15 protein-coding genes and 1 pseudogene are annotated in these 18477 nt (G+C 37.2%); 2 read left to right on the top strand and 14 right to left on the bottom strand.

What is annotated here, in order from left to right; translation table 11 throughout:
- Positions 1-17: 17 nt before the first annotated feature.
- The 7 genes from ACHUFV_RS16415 to ACHUFV_RS16385 all read right to left on the bottom strand — a co-directional run bounded on the left by ACHUFV_RS16415 (position 18) and on the right by ACHUFV_RS16385 (position 10160).
- Positions 18-1529 carry an alanine/glycine:cation symporter family protein gene (locus ACHUFV_RS16415; protein WP_394235985.1) on the bottom strand — a complete coding sequence of 504 codons (1512 nt, stop codon included), beginning with the start codon at positions 1527-1529 and terminating at the stop codon, positions 18-20.
- Positions 1530-1831: 302 nt separating this feature from the next.
- Positions 1832-3271: an alanine/glycine:cation symporter family protein gene (locus ACHUFV_RS16410; RefSeq protein WP_394235983.1), complete on the bottom strand. Its 1440-nt coding sequence runs from the start codon at positions 3269-3271 to the stop codon at positions 1832-1834.
- A gap of 304 nt (positions 3272-3575) precedes the next feature.
- A complete protein-coding gene (gene eutH / locus ACHUFV_RS16405; protein WP_394235981.1) occupies positions 3576-4655 on the bottom strand; it encodes an ethanolamine utilization protein EutH in 1080 nt (359 codons plus the stop codon).
- A 45-nt stretch (positions 4656-4700) separates the two neighbouring features.
- Positions 4701-5357: a DUF6198 family protein gene (locus tag ACHUFV_RS16400; protein WP_394235980.1), complete on the bottom strand. Its 657-nt coding sequence runs from the start codon at positions 5355-5357 to the stop codon at positions 4701-4703.
- A gap of 165 nt (positions 5358-5522) precedes the next feature.
- Positions 5523-6860: an aspartate aminotransferase family protein gene (locus ACHUFV_RS16395; protein WP_394235978.1), complete on the bottom strand. Its 1338-nt coding sequence runs from the start codon at positions 6858-6860 to the stop codon at positions 5523-5525.
- 44 nt (positions 6861-6904) lie between these two features.
- A complete protein-coding gene (locus ACHUFV_RS16390) occupies positions 6905-8365 on the bottom strand; it encodes a CoA-acylating methylmalonate-semialdehyde dehydrogenase (RefSeq protein WP_394235976.1) in 1461 nt (486 codons plus the stop codon).
- A gap of 175 nt (positions 8366-8540) precedes the next feature.
- The gene (locus ACHUFV_RS16385; protein WP_394235974.1) at positions 8541-10160 is read right to left on the bottom strand and encodes a PucR family transcriptional regulator; all 1620 of its coding nucleotides are present in this window, start codon (positions 10158-10160) and stop codon (positions 8541-8543) included.
- A gap of 261 nt (positions 10161-10421) precedes the next feature.
- Here ACHUFV_RS16385 and ACHUFV_RS16380 point away from each other — a divergent pair, with 261 nt between their 5' ends.
- Positions 10422-11303 carry a LysR family transcriptional regulator gene (locus ACHUFV_RS16380; RefSeq protein WP_394235972.1) on the top strand — a complete coding sequence of 294 codons (882 nt, stop codon included), beginning with the start codon at positions 10422-10424 and terminating at the stop codon, positions 11301-11303.
- Positions 11304-11380: 77 nt separating this feature from the next.
- On the opposite strand, the gene ACHUFV_RS16375 is transcribed toward ACHUFV_RS16380, so the two are convergent.
- Entirely contained in the window at positions 11381-11563 is a 183-nt protein-coding gene (locus ACHUFV_RS16375) for a YolD-like family protein (RefSeq protein WP_394235970.1), read from the bottom strand.
- Between the two features lie 259 nt (positions 11564-11822).
- Positions 11823-12437, bottom strand: coding sequence for a LysE/ArgO family amino acid transporter (locus tag ACHUFV_RS16370; RefSeq protein WP_394235968.1), 615 nt, complete (start codon positions 12435-12437; stop codon positions 11823-11825).
- Positions 12438-12769: 332 nt separating this feature from the next.
- On the opposite strand from ACHUFV_RS16370, the gene pdxR reads away from it, so the two are divergent.
- Positions 12770-14218 carry a MocR-like pyridoxine biosynthesis transcription factor PdxR gene (pdxR, locus tag ACHUFV_RS16365; RefSeq protein WP_394235966.1) on the top strand — a complete coding sequence of 483 codons (1449 nt, stop codon included), beginning with the start codon at positions 12770-12772 and terminating at the stop codon, positions 14216-14218.
- 216 nt (positions 14219-14434) lie between these two features.
- On the opposite strand, the gene tatA is transcribed toward pdxR, so the two are convergent.
- The 5 genes and pseudogenes from tatA to ACHUFV_RS16340 all read right to left on the bottom strand — a co-directional run.
- Entirely contained in the window at positions 14435-14608 is a 174-nt protein-coding gene (gene tatA, locus ACHUFV_RS16360; protein WP_394235964.1) for a twin-arginine translocase TatA/TatE family subunit, read from the bottom strand.
- On the bottom strand, positions 14605-15522 hold the full coding sequence (locus ACHUFV_RS16355; RefSeq protein WP_394235962.1) for a 4Fe-4S dicluster domain-containing protein: 918 nt from the start codon (positions 15520-15522) through the stop codon (positions 14605-14607). The genes tatA and ACHUFV_RS16355 overlap by 4 nt, the downstream gene beginning before the upstream one ends.
- Positions 15523-15714: 192 nt before the next feature.
- Positions 15715-17295, bottom strand: coding sequence for a PucR family transcriptional regulator (locus ACHUFV_RS16350; protein WP_394235960.1), 1581 nt, complete (start codon positions 17293-17295; stop codon positions 15715-15717).
- 10 nt (positions 17296-17305) lie between these two features.
- Positions 17306-17749 carry a 4Fe-4S dicluster domain-containing protein gene (locus ACHUFV_RS16345; protein ID WP_394236140.1) on the bottom strand — a complete coding sequence of 148 codons (444 nt, stop codon included), beginning with the start codon at positions 17747-17749 and terminating at the stop codon, positions 17306-17308.
- A gap of 39 nt (positions 17750-17788) precedes the next feature.
- Positions 17789-17863 (bottom strand): annotated as a pseudogene (locus tag ACHUFV_RS16340) (4Fe-4S binding protein); the annotation flags it as partial.
- Between the last annotated feature and the right edge of the window lie 614 nt (positions 17864-18477).

Raw genomic sequence — 18477 nt, 5'->3', positions numbered from 1 at the left:
TCTGTTTTTAGATTTTCTTATTTAATAGTGCGTCCTCTTGCTTTTAGCTCCTTTGTTGCTGCAATCTCTCTTTCTGCGAGCTCTTTTTCTTCGAGCTCTTCCCAGAAATCAGCATTTTTTATACCAACTTTACTTTGGCGAAAGACAGGATTGAGTCCTGCTAGTTTCTGTTCATCGTAATCTTTAAGCGCTTTTAGGGCAATCTTAGATAAAAGGAAAATAGTGATTACGTTAATCCATCCGAGAAGTCCAACACCTAAGTCCGTTATACCCCAGATTAATGGAGCTGAGTTAATAGCACCGAAAATGACCATTCCGAGAAGTCCGAAGCGTGCCAAGTGATTAACAAAGTTGCTTGAACTTTTAAGATTAAGAATTTCTCTAACAAATGCTATATTTGTATCCATTTTATAGAAATACGTAATTAATGTTGTAAAACAGAATAAGAATAATGAAGCAGTCATGAAATATTGACCGAAAGTCTGTGAAACTAGAGTTCCCATTGCAACTTGAGTATATAATTCTGGACCAGCACCTGGTAAGTTGTTAACAATAGGATCCCCACCGCTAGGAATAACGTTATACTTTCCTGTAATTAGAATCATAAATGCAGTTGCAGTACAAATTAAGAAGGTATCAATGTAAATAGAAAGCGCTTGCACTAAGCCTTGTTTTGCAGGATGCGACACACTTGTTGCACCAGATTCAAAAGTTTCAGTACCAAGACCTGCAGCACTTGCAAACACTCCGCGCTGTACACCCATAGCAATTGCAGTACCTAAAAGTCCCGAGAATGCAGCATTTAAATTAAATGCACTAGAAACAATTAATGAAAACATAGCTGGAATTTCAGAAACATTTAAAGCTAATAATACGATACAGATACCGACATATCCAAACGCCATAAACGGAACTAAATATTCTGAAACAGTTGCTATACGCTTAACACCACCGTAAATAATACCAGCAATTAATAAAGCTAATAAAGATCCTGTAACCAAAGGTGGAATATTAAAAGTATCTTGTACCGTTAAAGCAATTGTATTAGCTTGTACAGTAGGCCAGAGAAGACCAATAACTACGGTTAAGACAATTGCTGAAATAACAGAGAACCACTTTAAATTTAACCCTTTGTAAATATAGAACGGTGTACCACCACGATACTCACCCTCTAATTTACTTTTATAGATTTGGGTTAGTGTGATCTCGATAAAAGAAGTTGCACTTCCAAAAAATCCTGTGATCCACATCCAAAAGACTGCTCCTGGTCCTCCTAAACTAATTGCAGCAGCCACCCCAACGATATTACCCGTTCCGATACGACTACCTAAAGACATTGCTAATGCTTGGAAGGAAGAAATACCTGCATTGTCATTGTTCTTTTCAAATAATAATTTAACCATGTCTTTAAAACGTCTGACTTGTACAAATCTGGTGCGGACAGTAAAAAATAGTCCGACAGCTAAGAATAAGAATACTAGAGCATTACTCCAAACATAACTATTCAGTAAATTGACCAATTCTAACATAAAAATATCACTTCCCTTTCATTAATATTATTTAAAGATTCAGAATATAAAATAAATTATATAGAATATATTAATATTTGCTTTAGACACTCTGTAAAAGATTCATTTAAACAAAACTTACCTTCTGTCACTGCGAAAATAAGAATATAGGTAAGACAGATGCAGTTTAGTTGGATTGTATAGGTGTAGACTACTCCCTTAACCTAAAAAAGCAGGGTGGCCATTTACATGGCCACCCTGCTTTTTTTTAGTATTTAACTTTTAATACATTTAGAGTGTTCTTTGTTTTTGTATTCCTTTTCCTAATAATCAGCATCTGTAATACCTAATTCAGCAGGATCAAATAATGGATTTTTCCCCTCTTTCTTCTGAATCTCATAATCCTTTAATATTATAAACACTTTCTTTGATAGAAATAAAATAACGATGATATTCATCCAACCCATACTCCCTATTCCTAAGTCGCCTAATCCCCACCCAATTTCGGCAGTGTTAACACTCCCGTAGTAAACAGCACCTAATACGAGTAACCCTAATACATTTCTCATCCAGATTTTCTTCTTTACCCCTAGAATATAAGCAAGACAGGTTTCTGCACTATAATAATAGGCAACCATAGTCGTAAAGGCAAAGAATAAAACAGCTATAGCAATAAATGGAGAACCAAAGCCTGGTAATACAGACTCAATGGCTCTTTGTGTATAAACTGCACCTGGTTCTACATCCCCAAGATTCGTTACTAGGGGTGTTGTTCCATTTGGAATAACATCGTACATTCCTGTAATAAGAATCATAAAACCAGTAGCTGAACAAATAAGTAAGGTATCAACATAAACGGCAAAGGACTGAACTAATCCTTGTTTTGCCGGGTGGGACACTTCTACTGCTGCTGCGCCGAAAATTTCACTTCCTACACCAGCTGCATTTGAATAAAGGCCTCTTTGAATCCCCCAAGTGATTGCAGACCCTATTATTGCTCCAAATGTTGCATTTACACCTAAAGCGCTTTCAATGATAAGTTTAAACATTTGAGGAATTTCAGAAATATTTGCCCCCAAAACAAGGAAACAAACTACTATATATCCGATTGCCATAAAGGGAACCACTATCTCTGCAAATCTAGCAATGCGTGTCACTCCACCAAAAATAATAGCCGCTAAAACAATGACCAATATTCCACCTGTTATGGAAGGTGGAATCCCGAATGCATTTTCAATTCCAGCTGCAACTGTGTTTGCCTGTAAGGGAGGTAATAGTACTCCTTGTGCCAGCACGGTAACCGCAGCATAGAGTACTGCCAGCCATTTTAACTTTAACCCTTTTTCGATGTAAAATGGTGGACCTCCACGTAACTCTCCTTCATCTTTCTCCTTGTATACCTGCGCAAGCGTTGTTTCAACAAATGAAGTGGCCGCTCCTAAAAATGCCATGACCCACATCCAAAAAAGAGCTCCTGGTCCCCCGTATGCAATGGCCGCTGCAACGCCTGCGATATTCCCTATTCCGACTCTGCTGGCAAGCGTCATCGTTAATCCTTGAAATGCAGATACTTCGGATTTAGAATCACCTTTCTCAAAAATTAAACTTCTTATATCCTTAAGATGCCTTAGCTGTGGAAACCGAGTAGCAATAGAAAAAAACAATCCTGCTGCAAGAAAAAGAATAACAAGAGCTTTACACCATACAATTCCGTTGAACCCATTTATTATTGCCTGCATAACATACTCCATTTCCAATTTCATTTTTTGGACTTCTATCATTTGCTGCACACACTAGGATGAATAAGGTGTATTACATAGAAATCCCGTGGATCTATGCCTAACATCTATCATAATTTTAATATTTCTAAATATTCTGCTATACTAATATAATTTATTTTATGTTATTTCACAATATAAAAATAGAATCTAATGATCTATTTATTCCATAGACAATACGTTCAAATATAATTAGGGCAAATAGACTTATTTTCAAAAAACATTATTGAAATAGGGCAACCACGAATGTGGCCACCCTATTTAAACAGCATTTAGTCTAATATCATTATTAACTGGTTGACTTACGCGTGGCAATCATCGCTAAGAATACAGCTGCCAATCCTCCCGCCAGCTTTCCAACGATCATCGCAAACACCATTTCCTTATTAACCCCTGCCACAAAGCCTAGGTGGCTTCCAAAAACAAAAGCACTACTAACGGCAAATGCAATATTTATGACCTTTCCTCTTGGATCCATGTTCTTTAGCAAAGTAAGCATAGGAATATTATGGGCAAGTGTAGCAACTAAACCAGCTGCGGACGTATGATTTATTCCCAGCAGATTACCTGCTTTCCCCAAATGCTTGTTAAATATTTTAGTTACAAACGCTACCATTGGAAAAGCTCCAGCAAGTACAATGGCAATCATCCCAACTGTTTGAATTCCTTCCGAAATAGGCGTCATATGTGGGATAATGATTAAACCTGTTAATGTTTCAATAATAATAGCTGTAAGACTTAATATCGCTAGAATTTCAATACACTTACCAAAGTAATGAAATCCTTTCATCATTTTGTCTGCTGCTTTCCATAGTCCTATCGCAATCACGATTGAAAAGATAATAGTCGGAATGAGGTTGGCTATAATGATGTTTAAGCTTATATTCGCCACGATTCCACCAACAAGACAACCGAAGGGCACCGTAATGATACCTAATAAAATCCCCTTCGCAAAGTAGGGATAATCTTCTTTTTCAATCATCCCTAAAGCAACTGGAATGGTAAAGACAATCGTGGGCCCCATCATCGTTCCTAAAAATACCCATGAAAATAACTCTGCTTCAGGAGTTAACGCCATTTCTTTCGCTAGTGCATATCCACCCATATCCAAGGCTAATATTGTATTAGCAAACGAAGACGGATCAGCACCCATTAAAGCATAGATGGGGGCAATTAAAGGGATTAAAATACCAGATAGCACAGGAGCTATGGATACAATACCAACCATAGACATCGTTAACATCCCCATGGCCATAAAGCCTTCACTAAATTTTTGACCTAAGCCCATTCGGTTGCCTATACATTTGTCGACGGCACCTAAACAGAGAAAAAACACCATGATATAAACGATTATTTCATTGATTCCCATAAAAACTCTTCCCTTCAAATACTACCCAGTTAGCCTGCACATTCTTTATTTTACTAAGTATGTATTTTGTTTTGGAACTTCTTTATGAATCACAATCCAGCGATTATATTGATCAATAAAAATTCCAATTCCAAACAAGTACAACATCGTGCCTATACCTAGACCCATTATATGCTGTTGAACGATCATTATAGGGAGGCTGATGGATAACGGAATTAACGTACAAATAATATTTCCTAATGTATAATTGTTCATTAGCTTCCCAAATGCCTTCAACAAATAATCAGACGGCAAATACACTGTGCTTGATTGAAAATAAATACTTATAGCTATTGCCATGAGGTTGAGCCCAATTAATATATATAAACAACGAATCCATATATTCTCCGGTACATACATCATGTGATGAAAGTGCACAAACAGATCAATTAGCATTCCAAAAACAAAGGTAAGAACCATACTTTTAATAAACATCGAGAAGGAAAATTTTATTTTCATAATGTAACTAAGCATAAACGAACAGAAATTCAAAAAAATAATGCAGACGCCAATGGAAAACGGTAATATTGACGCCAGATTTTCCCCTGCAGCTGCCCAAGGGGCGCTTCCTAGGTTTGCTATGATCATAAAACTATTTCCTAAAGCATTTAACATAATAGAACAAACAAACCATAATGTGTTTACAGGTAGACTTTTCATCATGACCTCCGACTTATTCACTGATCCAGCACTACTTCATCCATCTAAGAAGGGCAGTCTCACTCTATAAATTACACCTTGAATGCAATAGGGACGTCCCTGTGTGGATAGGGACGCCCCTTCATGGGATCGAGAGTACTTTTTACAATATATTTATAAAATCAGTCATTACAATTGTTGAATACTTTCCTTTAACGTATTCACAATAAACGTAAAGTCTTCTTCTGTAATGTTTAATGGAGGCGAAAGTTGTAAAATATTATTGTATCCAGCTACCGTATCTCCATTTTTACCAACGATGAGGCCTTTTTCTTTACAAATTGCCATTACTTTGTTTATTTTTTCAATCTTAATTGGCTCTTTTGTTTGCTTATCTTCTACTAGTTCAATCCCTAATAGAAGACCTTTTCCACGAACATCTCCTACGTTTGGATGTGCTTTGATCTCTTCTAGTTCTAGTAAAAGTCTTTCACCTAATTCTTTAGAACGTTCAATTAGGTTTTCATTTTCTAAAATTTCCAAATTCTTTAATGCTAAGGCACATGAAGCAGGGCTTCCTCCAAAAGTATTGACATGGCGAAGACGATCATAATCATCAGTACCAACATATGCTTCATAAATCTCTCTTTTAACCGCTGTTGCTGAAAGCGGAAGGTAACCGCTTGTAAGACCCTTAGCCATCGTAATAATATCAGGCTTTACATCATAGTTCATAAATCCAAATGGTTTTCCTGTACGGCCAAATCCACAGATAACCTCATCACAAATTAGGAGTGCCCCATGCTTTTCACAGATTTCTTTTACCTTTGCCATATACCCATCAGGAGGCATTAAAATTCCTCCACCTGTAATAATAGGCTCCATGATGACACCAGCCACAGTTTGGCTTAATTCCCATGTCATGACACGATCAATTTCTTCCGCACTTTGCAGTGTATGAACATCATCTGGATTACGGTACGTATCTGGTGGCGCTACATGCAGGAATCCTTGACCTAATGGCTCATACTTATATTTACGCTGTGCTTGACCAGTAGCAGCAAGTGCGCCCATTGAATTCCCATGGTATGCACGATAGCGAGAAATAAACTTAATCCGATTATGATTCCCTTTTTGCTGGTGATATTGACGTGCAATTTTAAATGCTGTTTCATTCGCTTCCGAACCGCTGTTAGAGAAGAAAATGACGTAATCATCACCAAGCCATTCATTTATTTTTTCAGCTAATTTAATTGCTGGAACATGACTTTGTGACAAAGGAAAATAAGGCATTTCCATTAGTTGTTCATAGGCCGCTTGAGCAAGCTCTTTTCGTCCATACCCAACATTTACACACCAAAGACCAGACATACCATCTAAATATCGATTTCCCTCAATATCTGTTACCCATGCCCCTTCTGCTTTAGCGGCAATTAAATTACTTGGATTAGGATTTGCCCCTCTCATCGCATGCCATAAATATTTTTCATCCGTTTTCTGTAAATCCTGTACGGTTGTTGTATTCAACATAATCAACTCCTATCATCCAGATTAATTTTTTAGTCCTTTTTTTAATAACGAGCTGTAAGCATTTTCTTACGAGTATAGAATTCTACGCCATCTTTTCCATTTGCATGAAGGTCACCGTAGAAGGATTTCTTATAACCTGAGAATGGGAAGAAGGCCATTGGCGCAGGAACTCCAAGATTAACACCAAGCATACCCGCATCAATATCCTCACGGAATGTACGAACGGCATTTGCACTATCTGTATATAAGCATGCACCATTAGCAAATTCGGACTTGTTCGTAAGTTCAATTGCATCCTCTAATGTATCTACTCGAACAATGGATAACACAGGAGCAAAGATTTCATCCTGCCAAATTTTCATTTCTGTTTGTACGTTATCAAAGAGAGTCGGTCCAACAAAGTACCCGTCTTCACTTGCTGCTGCATCCTTTCTTCCATCCCGAATGAGAGAAGCTCCTTCGTTTTCACCAATTTCAATGTACTGAAGGGTACGTTCTTTATGTGACTGGCGAATAACCGGCCCAAGGAATACCCCTTCATCCATACCGTTTCCAATTGTAATTTCATCCGCCGCTTTTTTCAGACGACTTACTAACTCGTCAGCAACATCACCTACTGTAACAACAACTGAGGCAGCCATGCAGCGTTCGCCTGCAGATCCAAATGCCGCTCCAATAATATTCGTAACTGCGTTATCTAAATCAGCATCCGGCATAACGATTGAATGATTTTTCGCTCCTGCAAGAGCTTGTACACGTTTGCCGTTTGCTGCCGCTGTTTTGTAGATATACTCAGCTACAGGTTGAGATCCTACGAAAGACACAGCCTTTACATCTTCATTTTCTAAAATGCCATTTACCACGTCATGTGCACCATGTACAATGTTGAAGACTCCATCCGGCAGACCTGCTTCTTTAAACAATTCCGCTAAACGATTCGCTAACAATGGCGTTCTTTCAGAAGGTTTTAGAACAAAGGTATTTCCACATGCAATCGCAAGTGGGTACATCCAGCATGGAACCATCATCGGAAAGTTAAACGGTGAGATTCCCCCGACTACCCCAATTGGATAACGATACATACCTGATTCAACTCCAGTGGCAATATCAGGGAGCTGCTCTCCCATCATTAACGTTGGGATACCTGCAGCAAATTCAACACACTCGATCCCGCGTTGAACTTCACCGTACGCTTCCGCATAACTTTTTCCATTTTCTAAGGTTACTAGCTTAGCTAACTCTTCCCAGTTCTCTACTAACAACTGTTGATAACGGAATAGAATACGTGCCCGGCGAGGTACGGCTACTTTACGCCACATTTTAAAAGCTTCGTGTGCTACTGAAACAGCATGATCTAAATCTTCTCGAGTAGATATCGGAATACGTGCTATAACCTCACCTGTTGCTGGATTGGGAACCTCTTCAATTTTTTCAGATGCGGATTCTATCCATTGTCCTCCAATAAAGTTCTTTAACGTTTGGACCTCTTTAATTACTTCCATGATAAAACCTCCAATTGTTTCATTTCTTGAGTTAATTATAGTAAGCAGCCAAACGACATTCATTAGACAATGTGTAACATATCAATTGAATATTTTCTGCAATAAGGGTTTGTTTTCCATGAATCAATTTACATTGAGCAAAAAAAAGAAACCCAAATGAGGGTTTCATGAAAATTTATGATGATTTCATCTGATATGTTATATCTGGAACAGTTTCGGAAATATACTCATAGGCAGAAATCGCTACTTCGATAGCTTGACGTTTATAGGGTTCCATGAAATCATCACCAATGAGTTCATAGATTTTATCAAGTCGATGATAAAGGGTTTGACGAACAATATGAAGTTGTTCTGCCGTTTCTTTTTTACCACCTTTACATTGCAAATAAATTTTTAATGTTTTAAGTAACTCACCATTTTTCTTTTCATCATACCATAATATTGGACCTAAATAATCTGATATAAAATCACTTAAGACTCCCTTTTCGTTTGCTGTTAATACTAATCGGAATATATATAGATCCTCATAGAAATAACTGCTAAGTTTATTTGACATCTTTTCTCGGAATTTCAGAGTTTCATTTGCTGTACCATAGCTATTTTTAATGAAATCTAATTGACTGACGATTTTCCCAACACCTAAGTAGATGTTGGAATCTTTTGTTCTTTTTATAAATTCCGACTTCCTAAGGCATTCAATTCCATCTGATACCCTTTTCTTCATATCATTTGTTTTCCATTTATTAATGAGAATAAAAACCATTTGATTTTTTTGTAGATGAGATAATAGGAAGATACCGCGTTGTTCAAAAATGGATCGGAGGTATACTAATAAATAATTAAGTTCCGGAATGACTTCATCTAGATTATCAACTTTACAGAGCAAAACCGTACATCCATTTGGCTTTAGAGTCGGTTCAATTTCTAAAAGATGGCGACTGATTTGTTCATTGCTGTATTCGCCTTCAAGCCAACGTCCTACCCACTCTGCTTCTTTGGCCTTTCTTTGCTCTTCTACATATAGCTCACGTAAAAGACTTTGCGCTAATGCAGTTGCACTACGATCTAATATTAAAGATTCATATTCCGTAATAGTTTCAGACTCTGATATGATGAATAAATCTGCAAGTGTATGATCCATCGCTTGTACAGACTGATGAGCAATGTTCATATGTTCTGACCTGCTATTATCATTCAAAAGTCGGAATAGTTTCTCTTGTTCTGCTGGTGATTTCTTAGATATGACTTGCACTTTACCTTGGTTAGAGATATAAAATACGGTCATTTTTATATGATCATGTAAAAGCTGCAGGATTCTTTGCTGTGAATTAGAGGAAAGCAGCAATTGGTTTAGACTAGTTGAATATTCCTCTAAATCAGAAAGGATTTGATAATTTTTTTTAATCAAAAGACTATGTATTTCCTGTGTGATGTCAATGAATCGTACTTTTTTAGGAAAAACAACGATTGGGAAATTGTGGGTTTCAGCTAGTTCTATAACTTCTTGAGGAATCTCAGATATATACCGTCCCAATTCAATACATAGTCCAGCTGCATTGGAATCAATAGACTGTTGAACGATAGATCTAAAAGTTTCTTTATTCCCTTCCCACCCAATTCCTGTAGAAAGGATCAGTTCATTTCCATTTAATAGATTATCTATTGATGTTAATTCTAGAATATGAACCCATCGGACATGTCGATTAAGACCTGTTTTCCCTGCTAAAACTTGTGCATGTTTAAATTGCTTATTCTGCATAATTTCTTCCACCGTTAATTTTACTTCAAATTTCACCGCAACTCCCCCGTTTCTCTTGATGTGATTTGATTCATTGTTTGTACACATAATTAAATAAGATGTAACCGCTTTATTTAACAGTAAAAAAATAATATATGTCGATCTTTATTATTTTAGAAAAATGTCGTTATTTTAGATAATTTTCTAAATCTTTTTAACTTTGAGATTAATCTAAGTATATATCAACCATATACATGAGTAAAATGAATGTTTATAATATAATACATGAGAATAATTAATGGATGAGGAATAAGGACAATGACACTTAGTAGATATGAAATTTTCTTTACGGTTGTTGAATCGGGAAGTCTAACAAAAGCAGGGGAAATATTAAAATTAACACAATCGGGTATCAGCCATGCTATTACCAGTCTAGAAAACGAATTTGGCTTTTCTTTACTAACTCGGGGGCGGTCAGGCATTCAGCTAACGAGTAATGGTGAACGTATCATTACATTTATTCGTGAAATCCTCCTCATAAATGAAAGAATGAATCAGGAAGTGGCCGCCATAAATGGTTTAGATATTGGTATCGTGAATATTGGTACATTTACGAGTGTTGCATCACAATGGCTGCCTCATATTATTAAACGGTTTGAAAATGATTATCCAGGAATAACCTTAAAATTATATGAAGGTGATTATTCAATATTAGAGGAGTGGATTTTACAAGGAGTCATTGACTGTGGCTTTTTAACCTTACCTACTCCAAAATCTCTAGAATTTACACCTTTAAAAAAAGATAAAATGCTTTGTATATTATCGGATCAGCACCCACTTCATTCACAAGAACAAATATCCTTTAGAGAAATACAAGCCGAACCCATGATTTTGCCCAAAGAAGGCTGGGACAACGAGATCCAACAGATTTTTAGAGAAAACAATATGAAACCAAATGTAAAATTCAGGGTATCCGATGACCAAGCAATCAAGTCTATGGTACAAGAAAATTTAGGTATCAGCATAAGGCCTAAAATGACGTTATCACATGTTCCCGATAACGTTCGTATTCTTAATTTGGAAAAAGATTTTTTCCGTATTATCGGTATTGCCACAAAACCCAATATGTCACCTGCCACAAAAAAATTTATTGATTGTGTCCACTCCTGGTTAAGTGACAATAACTTATTGGATTTTTAGCTTTAAATTAAGTGACTCAACGGTTTTCTCCCTTTTGAGTCACTTTTTACTTTGTATTGTAGACAGATAAGTAAGCGTTAACAAATTTCCTTAATTTGCGAAAAACGAATAGAGTAGACCTGCTCATTCTCACCTTTTAAAGAAAGGGTTTGTTGATATATATCAAGCCTGCAAACATGGCCTTTACATGTTTGTGAAAGTCCGTCCTTATAATAATTAATGGTGATTAAGCGATTTGTTGATAATTCTCTTAGAAACATATACAATTCTCCTTTTCAACTGACAATTGATGCCCTCTTAATAACTAATCTATGAATCAATTATATTTTTTTATAAGATACAATCATTAGACGTTATGTAAGTCTTTTTCTGATTATTTTCTACATCTTGGTTATTATAGATAACTAGGACGGATCAATAGTAAATACAATTGAAAAGGAGGTATTGGAGGATAAAGGAAAGAGATAGTGTAAAAGGAATTGTAGCACAACTCTATAACAAATTCCTTAACTGAATCTATTAACTAAAAAGAGATAGCCCCAGGTAAATAGCAGCACCCCACATCACTAAGGCTGAAATTTTATTCAATACCAGCATAAAGCTTCCTGATTTATCGAGTTTTCCACTTATTCGTCCAAAAATGGCAAGTCCTAAAAACCAAAGCCAAGAAACCAAAATACATGAAACGGCGAACATTATTTTTTCTTCCCCTTGGTATGTGATGGAGCTTGGACCAATTACACCAACCGTATCCATTATGGCATGTGGGTTGAGCAGCGAAACAGAGGCAGCAAACAACACTTGTTTCTTTAATGTAAACTTCTTTGCCACTTCTTCTTTTTCATTATTTGGCTTACTATTCCACGTCGTCCATCCCATATAGATTAAGAAAATAAAGCCTCCTCCTATCAGAACGGTTTTAATCCAAAAGGAGCTTAAGATTAACAATGAAACACCTAAAACCGAAACCAGAATCAAAAATGTATCACATAAAGAGGCTGTAATGACAACTGGTAATACTCTGATAAAGCTCGGTTGAAGTGCCCCCTGATTGAATACAAAAATATTTTGAACACCGAGTGGCAAAATGAGCCCCAGTGCAAGAATAAACCCATGAATAAATGCTTCTAACATCTGAAATTCTCCCTTTCTTTTATTAAACTAATTTTATTGTAATAAGTGTCTTTATCCTTGTCTCCAACCAATTGGATGGATTGTAAACCAACCAAGTAATATAATTAGTTAAAGATTGGCTCAGTTAAACATGGTTGTTGATTTCCGTTTCAGGCACTTCGCTTTCCGCGGGCGACCGCCGAGCCTCCTCGCCACTTCGTGTCTGCGGGGTCTCGACTGTCTCGCTTCTCCCGCAGGAGTCTTCGTGCCTTCCACTGTAATCAACCTGCTGACTAAATTCAGTTCTATTCTTTAACATTGCCAAAGATTAAATAAAAAGGAGAACGCCTTTCATGTCTTCAATTAATTGGAGGCCTAATAAGTCCTCATCTATACCATTGCACATACAGATAACTGATTTTATTAGAGGAAAAATATCAACAGGAGAATGGCCGATAGGATATAAACTTCCGCCTCAACGCATGTTAGCAAAAGAATTGGAAGTCAATCGAAGTACAGTTGTTACTGCTTATGATGAACTAACGTCTGAAGGACTTATTGAGGGAAAGAGCGGCAGTGGTACAAAAGTGATTCATAATTCATGGAATCTATTAGCTGTAACCCCTCCACCTGATTGGAGTTCATATGTGAATTCGGGAATTCACAAGCCAAACCTCCCAACCATTCAAGAAATTAATCAAGCAGAATTTATTCCTAACATCATTCGTTTAGGAACGGGCGAATTATCACCAGACCTCTTGGCTGGTCTGTCTATGAAACAGGTTTTTGAAAAATTATCAATGAAAGAAATTTCCTATGGATATGAAGAACCAAAAGGCTTACTACCACTAAGGAAGGAAATAAGCAGCTACCTGAAAAACATGGGTATTCAAGCTTCACCTTCTTCCATTTTAATTGTTTCAGGCGCTCTGCAGGCCTTACAGCTTATTAGCGTAAGCTTATTACATAAAGGGTCTACCGTATTAACGGAAAAACCTTCCTATCTTCATTCACTGCATGTCTTTCAATCATCAGGTATGCGATTATTAGGTATCCCTTTGGATGAGGAAGGGATTAAGGTAGATCATATCCCACAGTATAAAAAGCTGCATAAAGCTTCCTTACTTTATACAATTCCTTCATTTCATAATCCTACAGGAACGTTAATGACAGCCCAAAGACGCAATCAATTGTTGAACACATGTCAGCAAGTACAATTACCGCTGATTGAGGATGATGTTTACCGGGAATTATGGTTCGATGAGAACCCTCCGAAACCTCTTAAGGCTTTTGACAAACATGGATTAGTTCTTTATTTGGGAAGTTTATCAAAAACGTTAAGTCCCGGTCTTAGAATTGGCTGGGTAGTGGGCCCGGAGCCAGTTATTGAGCATTTAGCAGATATTAAAATGCAAACCGATTATGGCTCAAGTTCTTTATCACAATGGGCAGCAGTTGAATGGTTTACCAGTGGACTTTATGATCAGCATCTTAATGAAATAAGGACGAAGCTTAAAATTCGCAGAGATTTTACCTTAACTATTTTGGATAAGTATTTTTCTCATCTTGCCACATGGGAGAAGCCAAATGGAGGATTTTATATTTGGGTGCGTTTACTACCCCCGATTTCAATGAGAAAACTATTTGAAACGGCACTTGCAGAAGGCATATTACTTAATCCAGGAAACGTCTATGACAGCCAAGCCGATCAATATCTACGCATTTCCTATTCGTTTGCATCTCTTTCAGACCTAGAAGACGGACTGCGCCGCTTGTCCATGGTCATAAAAAGATTAATGTAAAGACCACGAGACCACGGGGACGGGTTCCGTGGCTCGGAAGGAATAAACAGAAAGTGCTGAAGAGACTCGAATCTCTTCAGCACTTTCTGTTTAATTTTGTCTCTCTAGTTTTTTGTCTGTCTAGGAGGGCCATGGGGCCCGTCCCCTTGGTTTTTCTCACGTGGTTGCGTACTTCCCATAAGAAGGACAAATACTGGTTGTGCATTGTCACTCTGTCTATTTTTCACTTTTTTCATCTTCATCAAGGATTAAATCCTTGGTAGAACTTTTAAATTCTTTTAAGGTTTGACCCACTGCACGCCCTAGTTCAGGCAATTTTTTAGGTCCAAAAATAATCAGTGCAAGAACTAAGACTAAAATCAATCCCGGAATTCCAATATTAGATATCATACTACCCGCTCTCCTTTCTGCGAGATATGATTCATCTTTGTACAAATCGTACAGATTTCATCATGTTCACGCACTGTTTTAAAAGAGTGATTACAAGTCTGGCACGTTTTCTCGTATACAGGAAAATGAATTTCTTTCGTTTTTATGATTTGTTCTTCCACTACAATCGCCGCCTCAGGACAGATATCTGCACATAAACCACAAGAATTACATTCCTGCAATGACAGAGAAAAGTGTCCTTCTTGAATATCAAAACATTTTTGGTCACAAATTCTTTTACAAACTGCACAGAGCGTACATTTATCCGTATCAACCGTTATGGTGGTAAATTGAAAATCAGTATAATACTGTCGCAAATCTAAAGCATTATGATTAAAACGCCACTTAGCAGGAGTCATCTGCTTCATTAAAGATTTGCTCTCCTTTTTCCACAGTGAGAAAAGTTCTCTTCTCGAGCAAACATCCTCACTCTCCACAGAATCGGTCGAAATTGAAAAGGGAGATTCTCCTAGTTCCAAGAGCATTTCGTTCACCCGTTCCACCCGATAATTCCATTCTTGGATGAAGGCTTCATTTTCAAAAATAATGGAATGAACCCCCTTTTTATGAAGAATAAGCAATTCCGTTATTGTTGGAAAATGACGATCTGAAATCATAAGACAATTTTGTTTGATTTCCCTTTTCGGAAGGATGCCTGCAACAGCTTGAACAGGGCATGCGGCCATACATTCACCGCACTGCAGACATTCAGAATGATTGATCACCGGCTTTCCTTTTGTGAATGAAATGGCTTGCTTTTCACAGACATCCACACATTTTGAACAATTAGAATGATGGCTTTTATGACGTGTACAGGAAGATAATATTTCATATTCATAATCCAAGCTTTCTACCCACTTACTTAATAATGCCATCTATGCCACCACCTATTTTCGATTGCTTGTCTCTTACCATTTCATTTTAATAGGGATCGTCCAATCTGAGGAGTGTGGGTTTCTCTACACTTAAGCATGTTAAATTGTGTAGGTTTACTAGTCCATTCCTATTTACAGAAATGATTGGTGACCAAATGATGAATTGGCCTTACCTTTAAGTGGGAATTGAACTTAATAAGACATAGAATAATGAATTTTAACGGCCACCATTAAGTTTAGCAAATCTACATTATTTTGTAGGTACACACCGGTCATGTCTTCAATCTTTTTCAGTCGATTTCTTAACGTATTAGGATGAATGTACAACGCTTCGGATACCTCATTAACGTTTCCTTGATACTGAAAATAGGCTTTAAGGGTCTTAAGATATTCTGTTCCGAGTTTTTTATCACTTTCAATTAAAGAGGGCAGATATTCTTCACAAAAATCGTATAGAATCTCCTTATGCAAATGAATGATGAGATTAAATATACCCAGATCATTAATATGAAAGACACGATGATTTTCCAACCATACTTTGCCAAACTGCAAGGCCATTTTAGCCTCCTGATAACTTTTATTAAGATTAACGCTATCCTGACACCATTTCCCTATACCAATATGAAATTGGCAGCCGGACCAATGGCTCGAAAGTTCCTTTTCAATCATTGCAGCTTTTTCAAATACAAAACTCTTTCTATTACTTGGATTGCGATTTTCATCATCCTTCAAGAGAACAACAATTTGATCCTGAAACGAAAATAAAATGATCTGATCATTTAAATCGGATAGATGGTTTTCTAAATAAACAATCATTTCATCCATCCACTCCAAATTCATCATCCACTCATCTGACAAGGCAACATCAATGACAAATAGATGATGCGGTTTTTCTAAGTTCCATCCCCATGTTTTTGCTTGTTTGATCAGGACCTTTTTCGATTCAAACTTGTGATAGAGAAGGTCATAAATAAAATGCTCTTTCATCTGTTCCCGTTGAGTCCTAATAATTTCTTCTGTTTGAAAAAAGAGGGCTGACAATCCAATGAATTTATCAAGGATTTTCCCCTGCCATTCTGTCAAATTCGCTAAAGTCACTAGGCTTAGCTGAACTTGTCCCGCAATGTTCATCATGTATTGTTCATAAGGCTCATCCATTCCCATATCTGCGTATGGTACGGGTAGCAATCGGTTCGGATTATTGGTTTTCCCCTTTTCATGCCCATCACTTTGCAGCCATTGTAACACTTTTTCAATCTCTTCTTCTGAACCGATTTGCCAAAGGAGCTGGTCATTTTCATCAAAAAAGAGAAAGGGTGTTTCTAAAGCTGTAGAAAGATTTTCAGCAATTTGCATAAACCCTTTATTCATAAATCCATTTAACTCTATACTCAGCAGACTAAAGGCGTGATGCCGCTTCTTAACTTCAAGTAGATCGGAGATAGATAAAGGTTCTTCTGCAATGACTAGCGGTACTTTACATTCGCTCAGCAGTAAAAGGCAATCCTCTTGAATATGGATTTCATGTCGATGACAAAGGATAATTCCAATCAGATTTGAATCTTGAATCAATTGATTGACGAATTTTTTATTGCTTAGCTTTAAACATTCCTCATCCGTATCAAGCAGAAGTAAAGTTGGACTTTCAAACCATTGATCAGGAATGGTGGTTGAAACGGTCTCAAAATAAGTATTTTCCTTTGGTAAAGGAGTTAAAAAGGTAAGTTGATATAGTGGTATATAAAACAAAACATCCTGTAATAAGAGCTTCATAGATAGATATTTATCCTCCTTCCCTTAAAAAAATATGCCCCTTTTGTTTTTTTAATATATTAATAGAAGGTTTTGTATAGGCAACAATGGGTACATCTGCATCTTGAAAATTATTTGACTTAATCTCATCTGAAGATACTTTCATAATGCTCAGTGCACCTGTTATGCAATTTTCTACACATACTGGCCTTAAGCCACCTTCAATCCGATCTACACAAAAATTACATTTATCCGCTCGATTTGTTTTTGGATTTAACTTTAAGGCATCGAAAGGACATGCTTCAATGCATCTCTCACATCCTTTACAGCCGCTTGGATTATGGACAACAATCCCATCCTCGCGTACTTGAAAGTTATTCTCAGGGCAAATATATACACAAACCGGGTTCATACAATGATTACAAGAAAGAGAAATATGCAATGGCGGTTCATAAGCATCTGTTTCAATTGTCATTACATTTCTACGATGCATCCCCATCAATCCATAAAAATCATTACAGGCCATTTCACACGTTTTACAATTGATACACCTGTTAAGGTCGATGGAAAACACTAAATGTGATGTCATAAAGTAATTCCTTCTTTCTGAACTATTTCCGCCCTGGTTTGGCCTATTTTTACTTATATTCTGTGAAAGTTGTCCGAAGTCCGCCGATGTTCGGACTGCTTTTGCTTACATTTAATGAAAGCTGTCCGAAGTCAGCCGAAGTTCGGACTGTTCTAGCTTATATTCAATGAAAGCTGTCCGAAGTCAGCCGATGTTCGGACTGCTTTTGCTTACATTCTGTGAAACCTGTCCGAAGTCAGCCGATGTTCGGACTGTTCTAGCTTATATTCAATGAAAGCTGTCCGAAGTCGGCACAGGTTCGGACTGTTTTTGCTTACATTCTGTGAAAGCTGTCCGAAGTCCGCCGAAGTTCGGACTGTTCTAGCTTATATTCAATGAAAGCTGTCCGAAGTCGACACAGGTTCGGACTGCTTTTGCTTACATTTAATGAAAGCTGTCCGAAGTCGGCCGAAGTTCGGACTGTTCTAGCTTATATTCAATGAAAGCTGTCCGAAGTCGACACAGGTTCGGACTGCTTTTGCCTACATTTAATGACAGCTGTCCGAAGTCCGCCGAAGTTCGGATTGTTCTAGCTTATATTCAATGAAAACTGTCCGAAGTCGACACAGGTTCGG

Source organism: Niallia oryzisoli (assembly GCF_043641075.1).
Classification (GTDB): Bacteria; Bacillota; Bacilli; order Bacillales; family Cytobacillaceae; genus Bacillus_BD; species Bacillus_BD oryzisoli_A.
The sequence above is the reverse complement of the archived record's forward strand: the minus strand, read 5'-3'. Positions and strand labels throughout refer to the sequence as shown.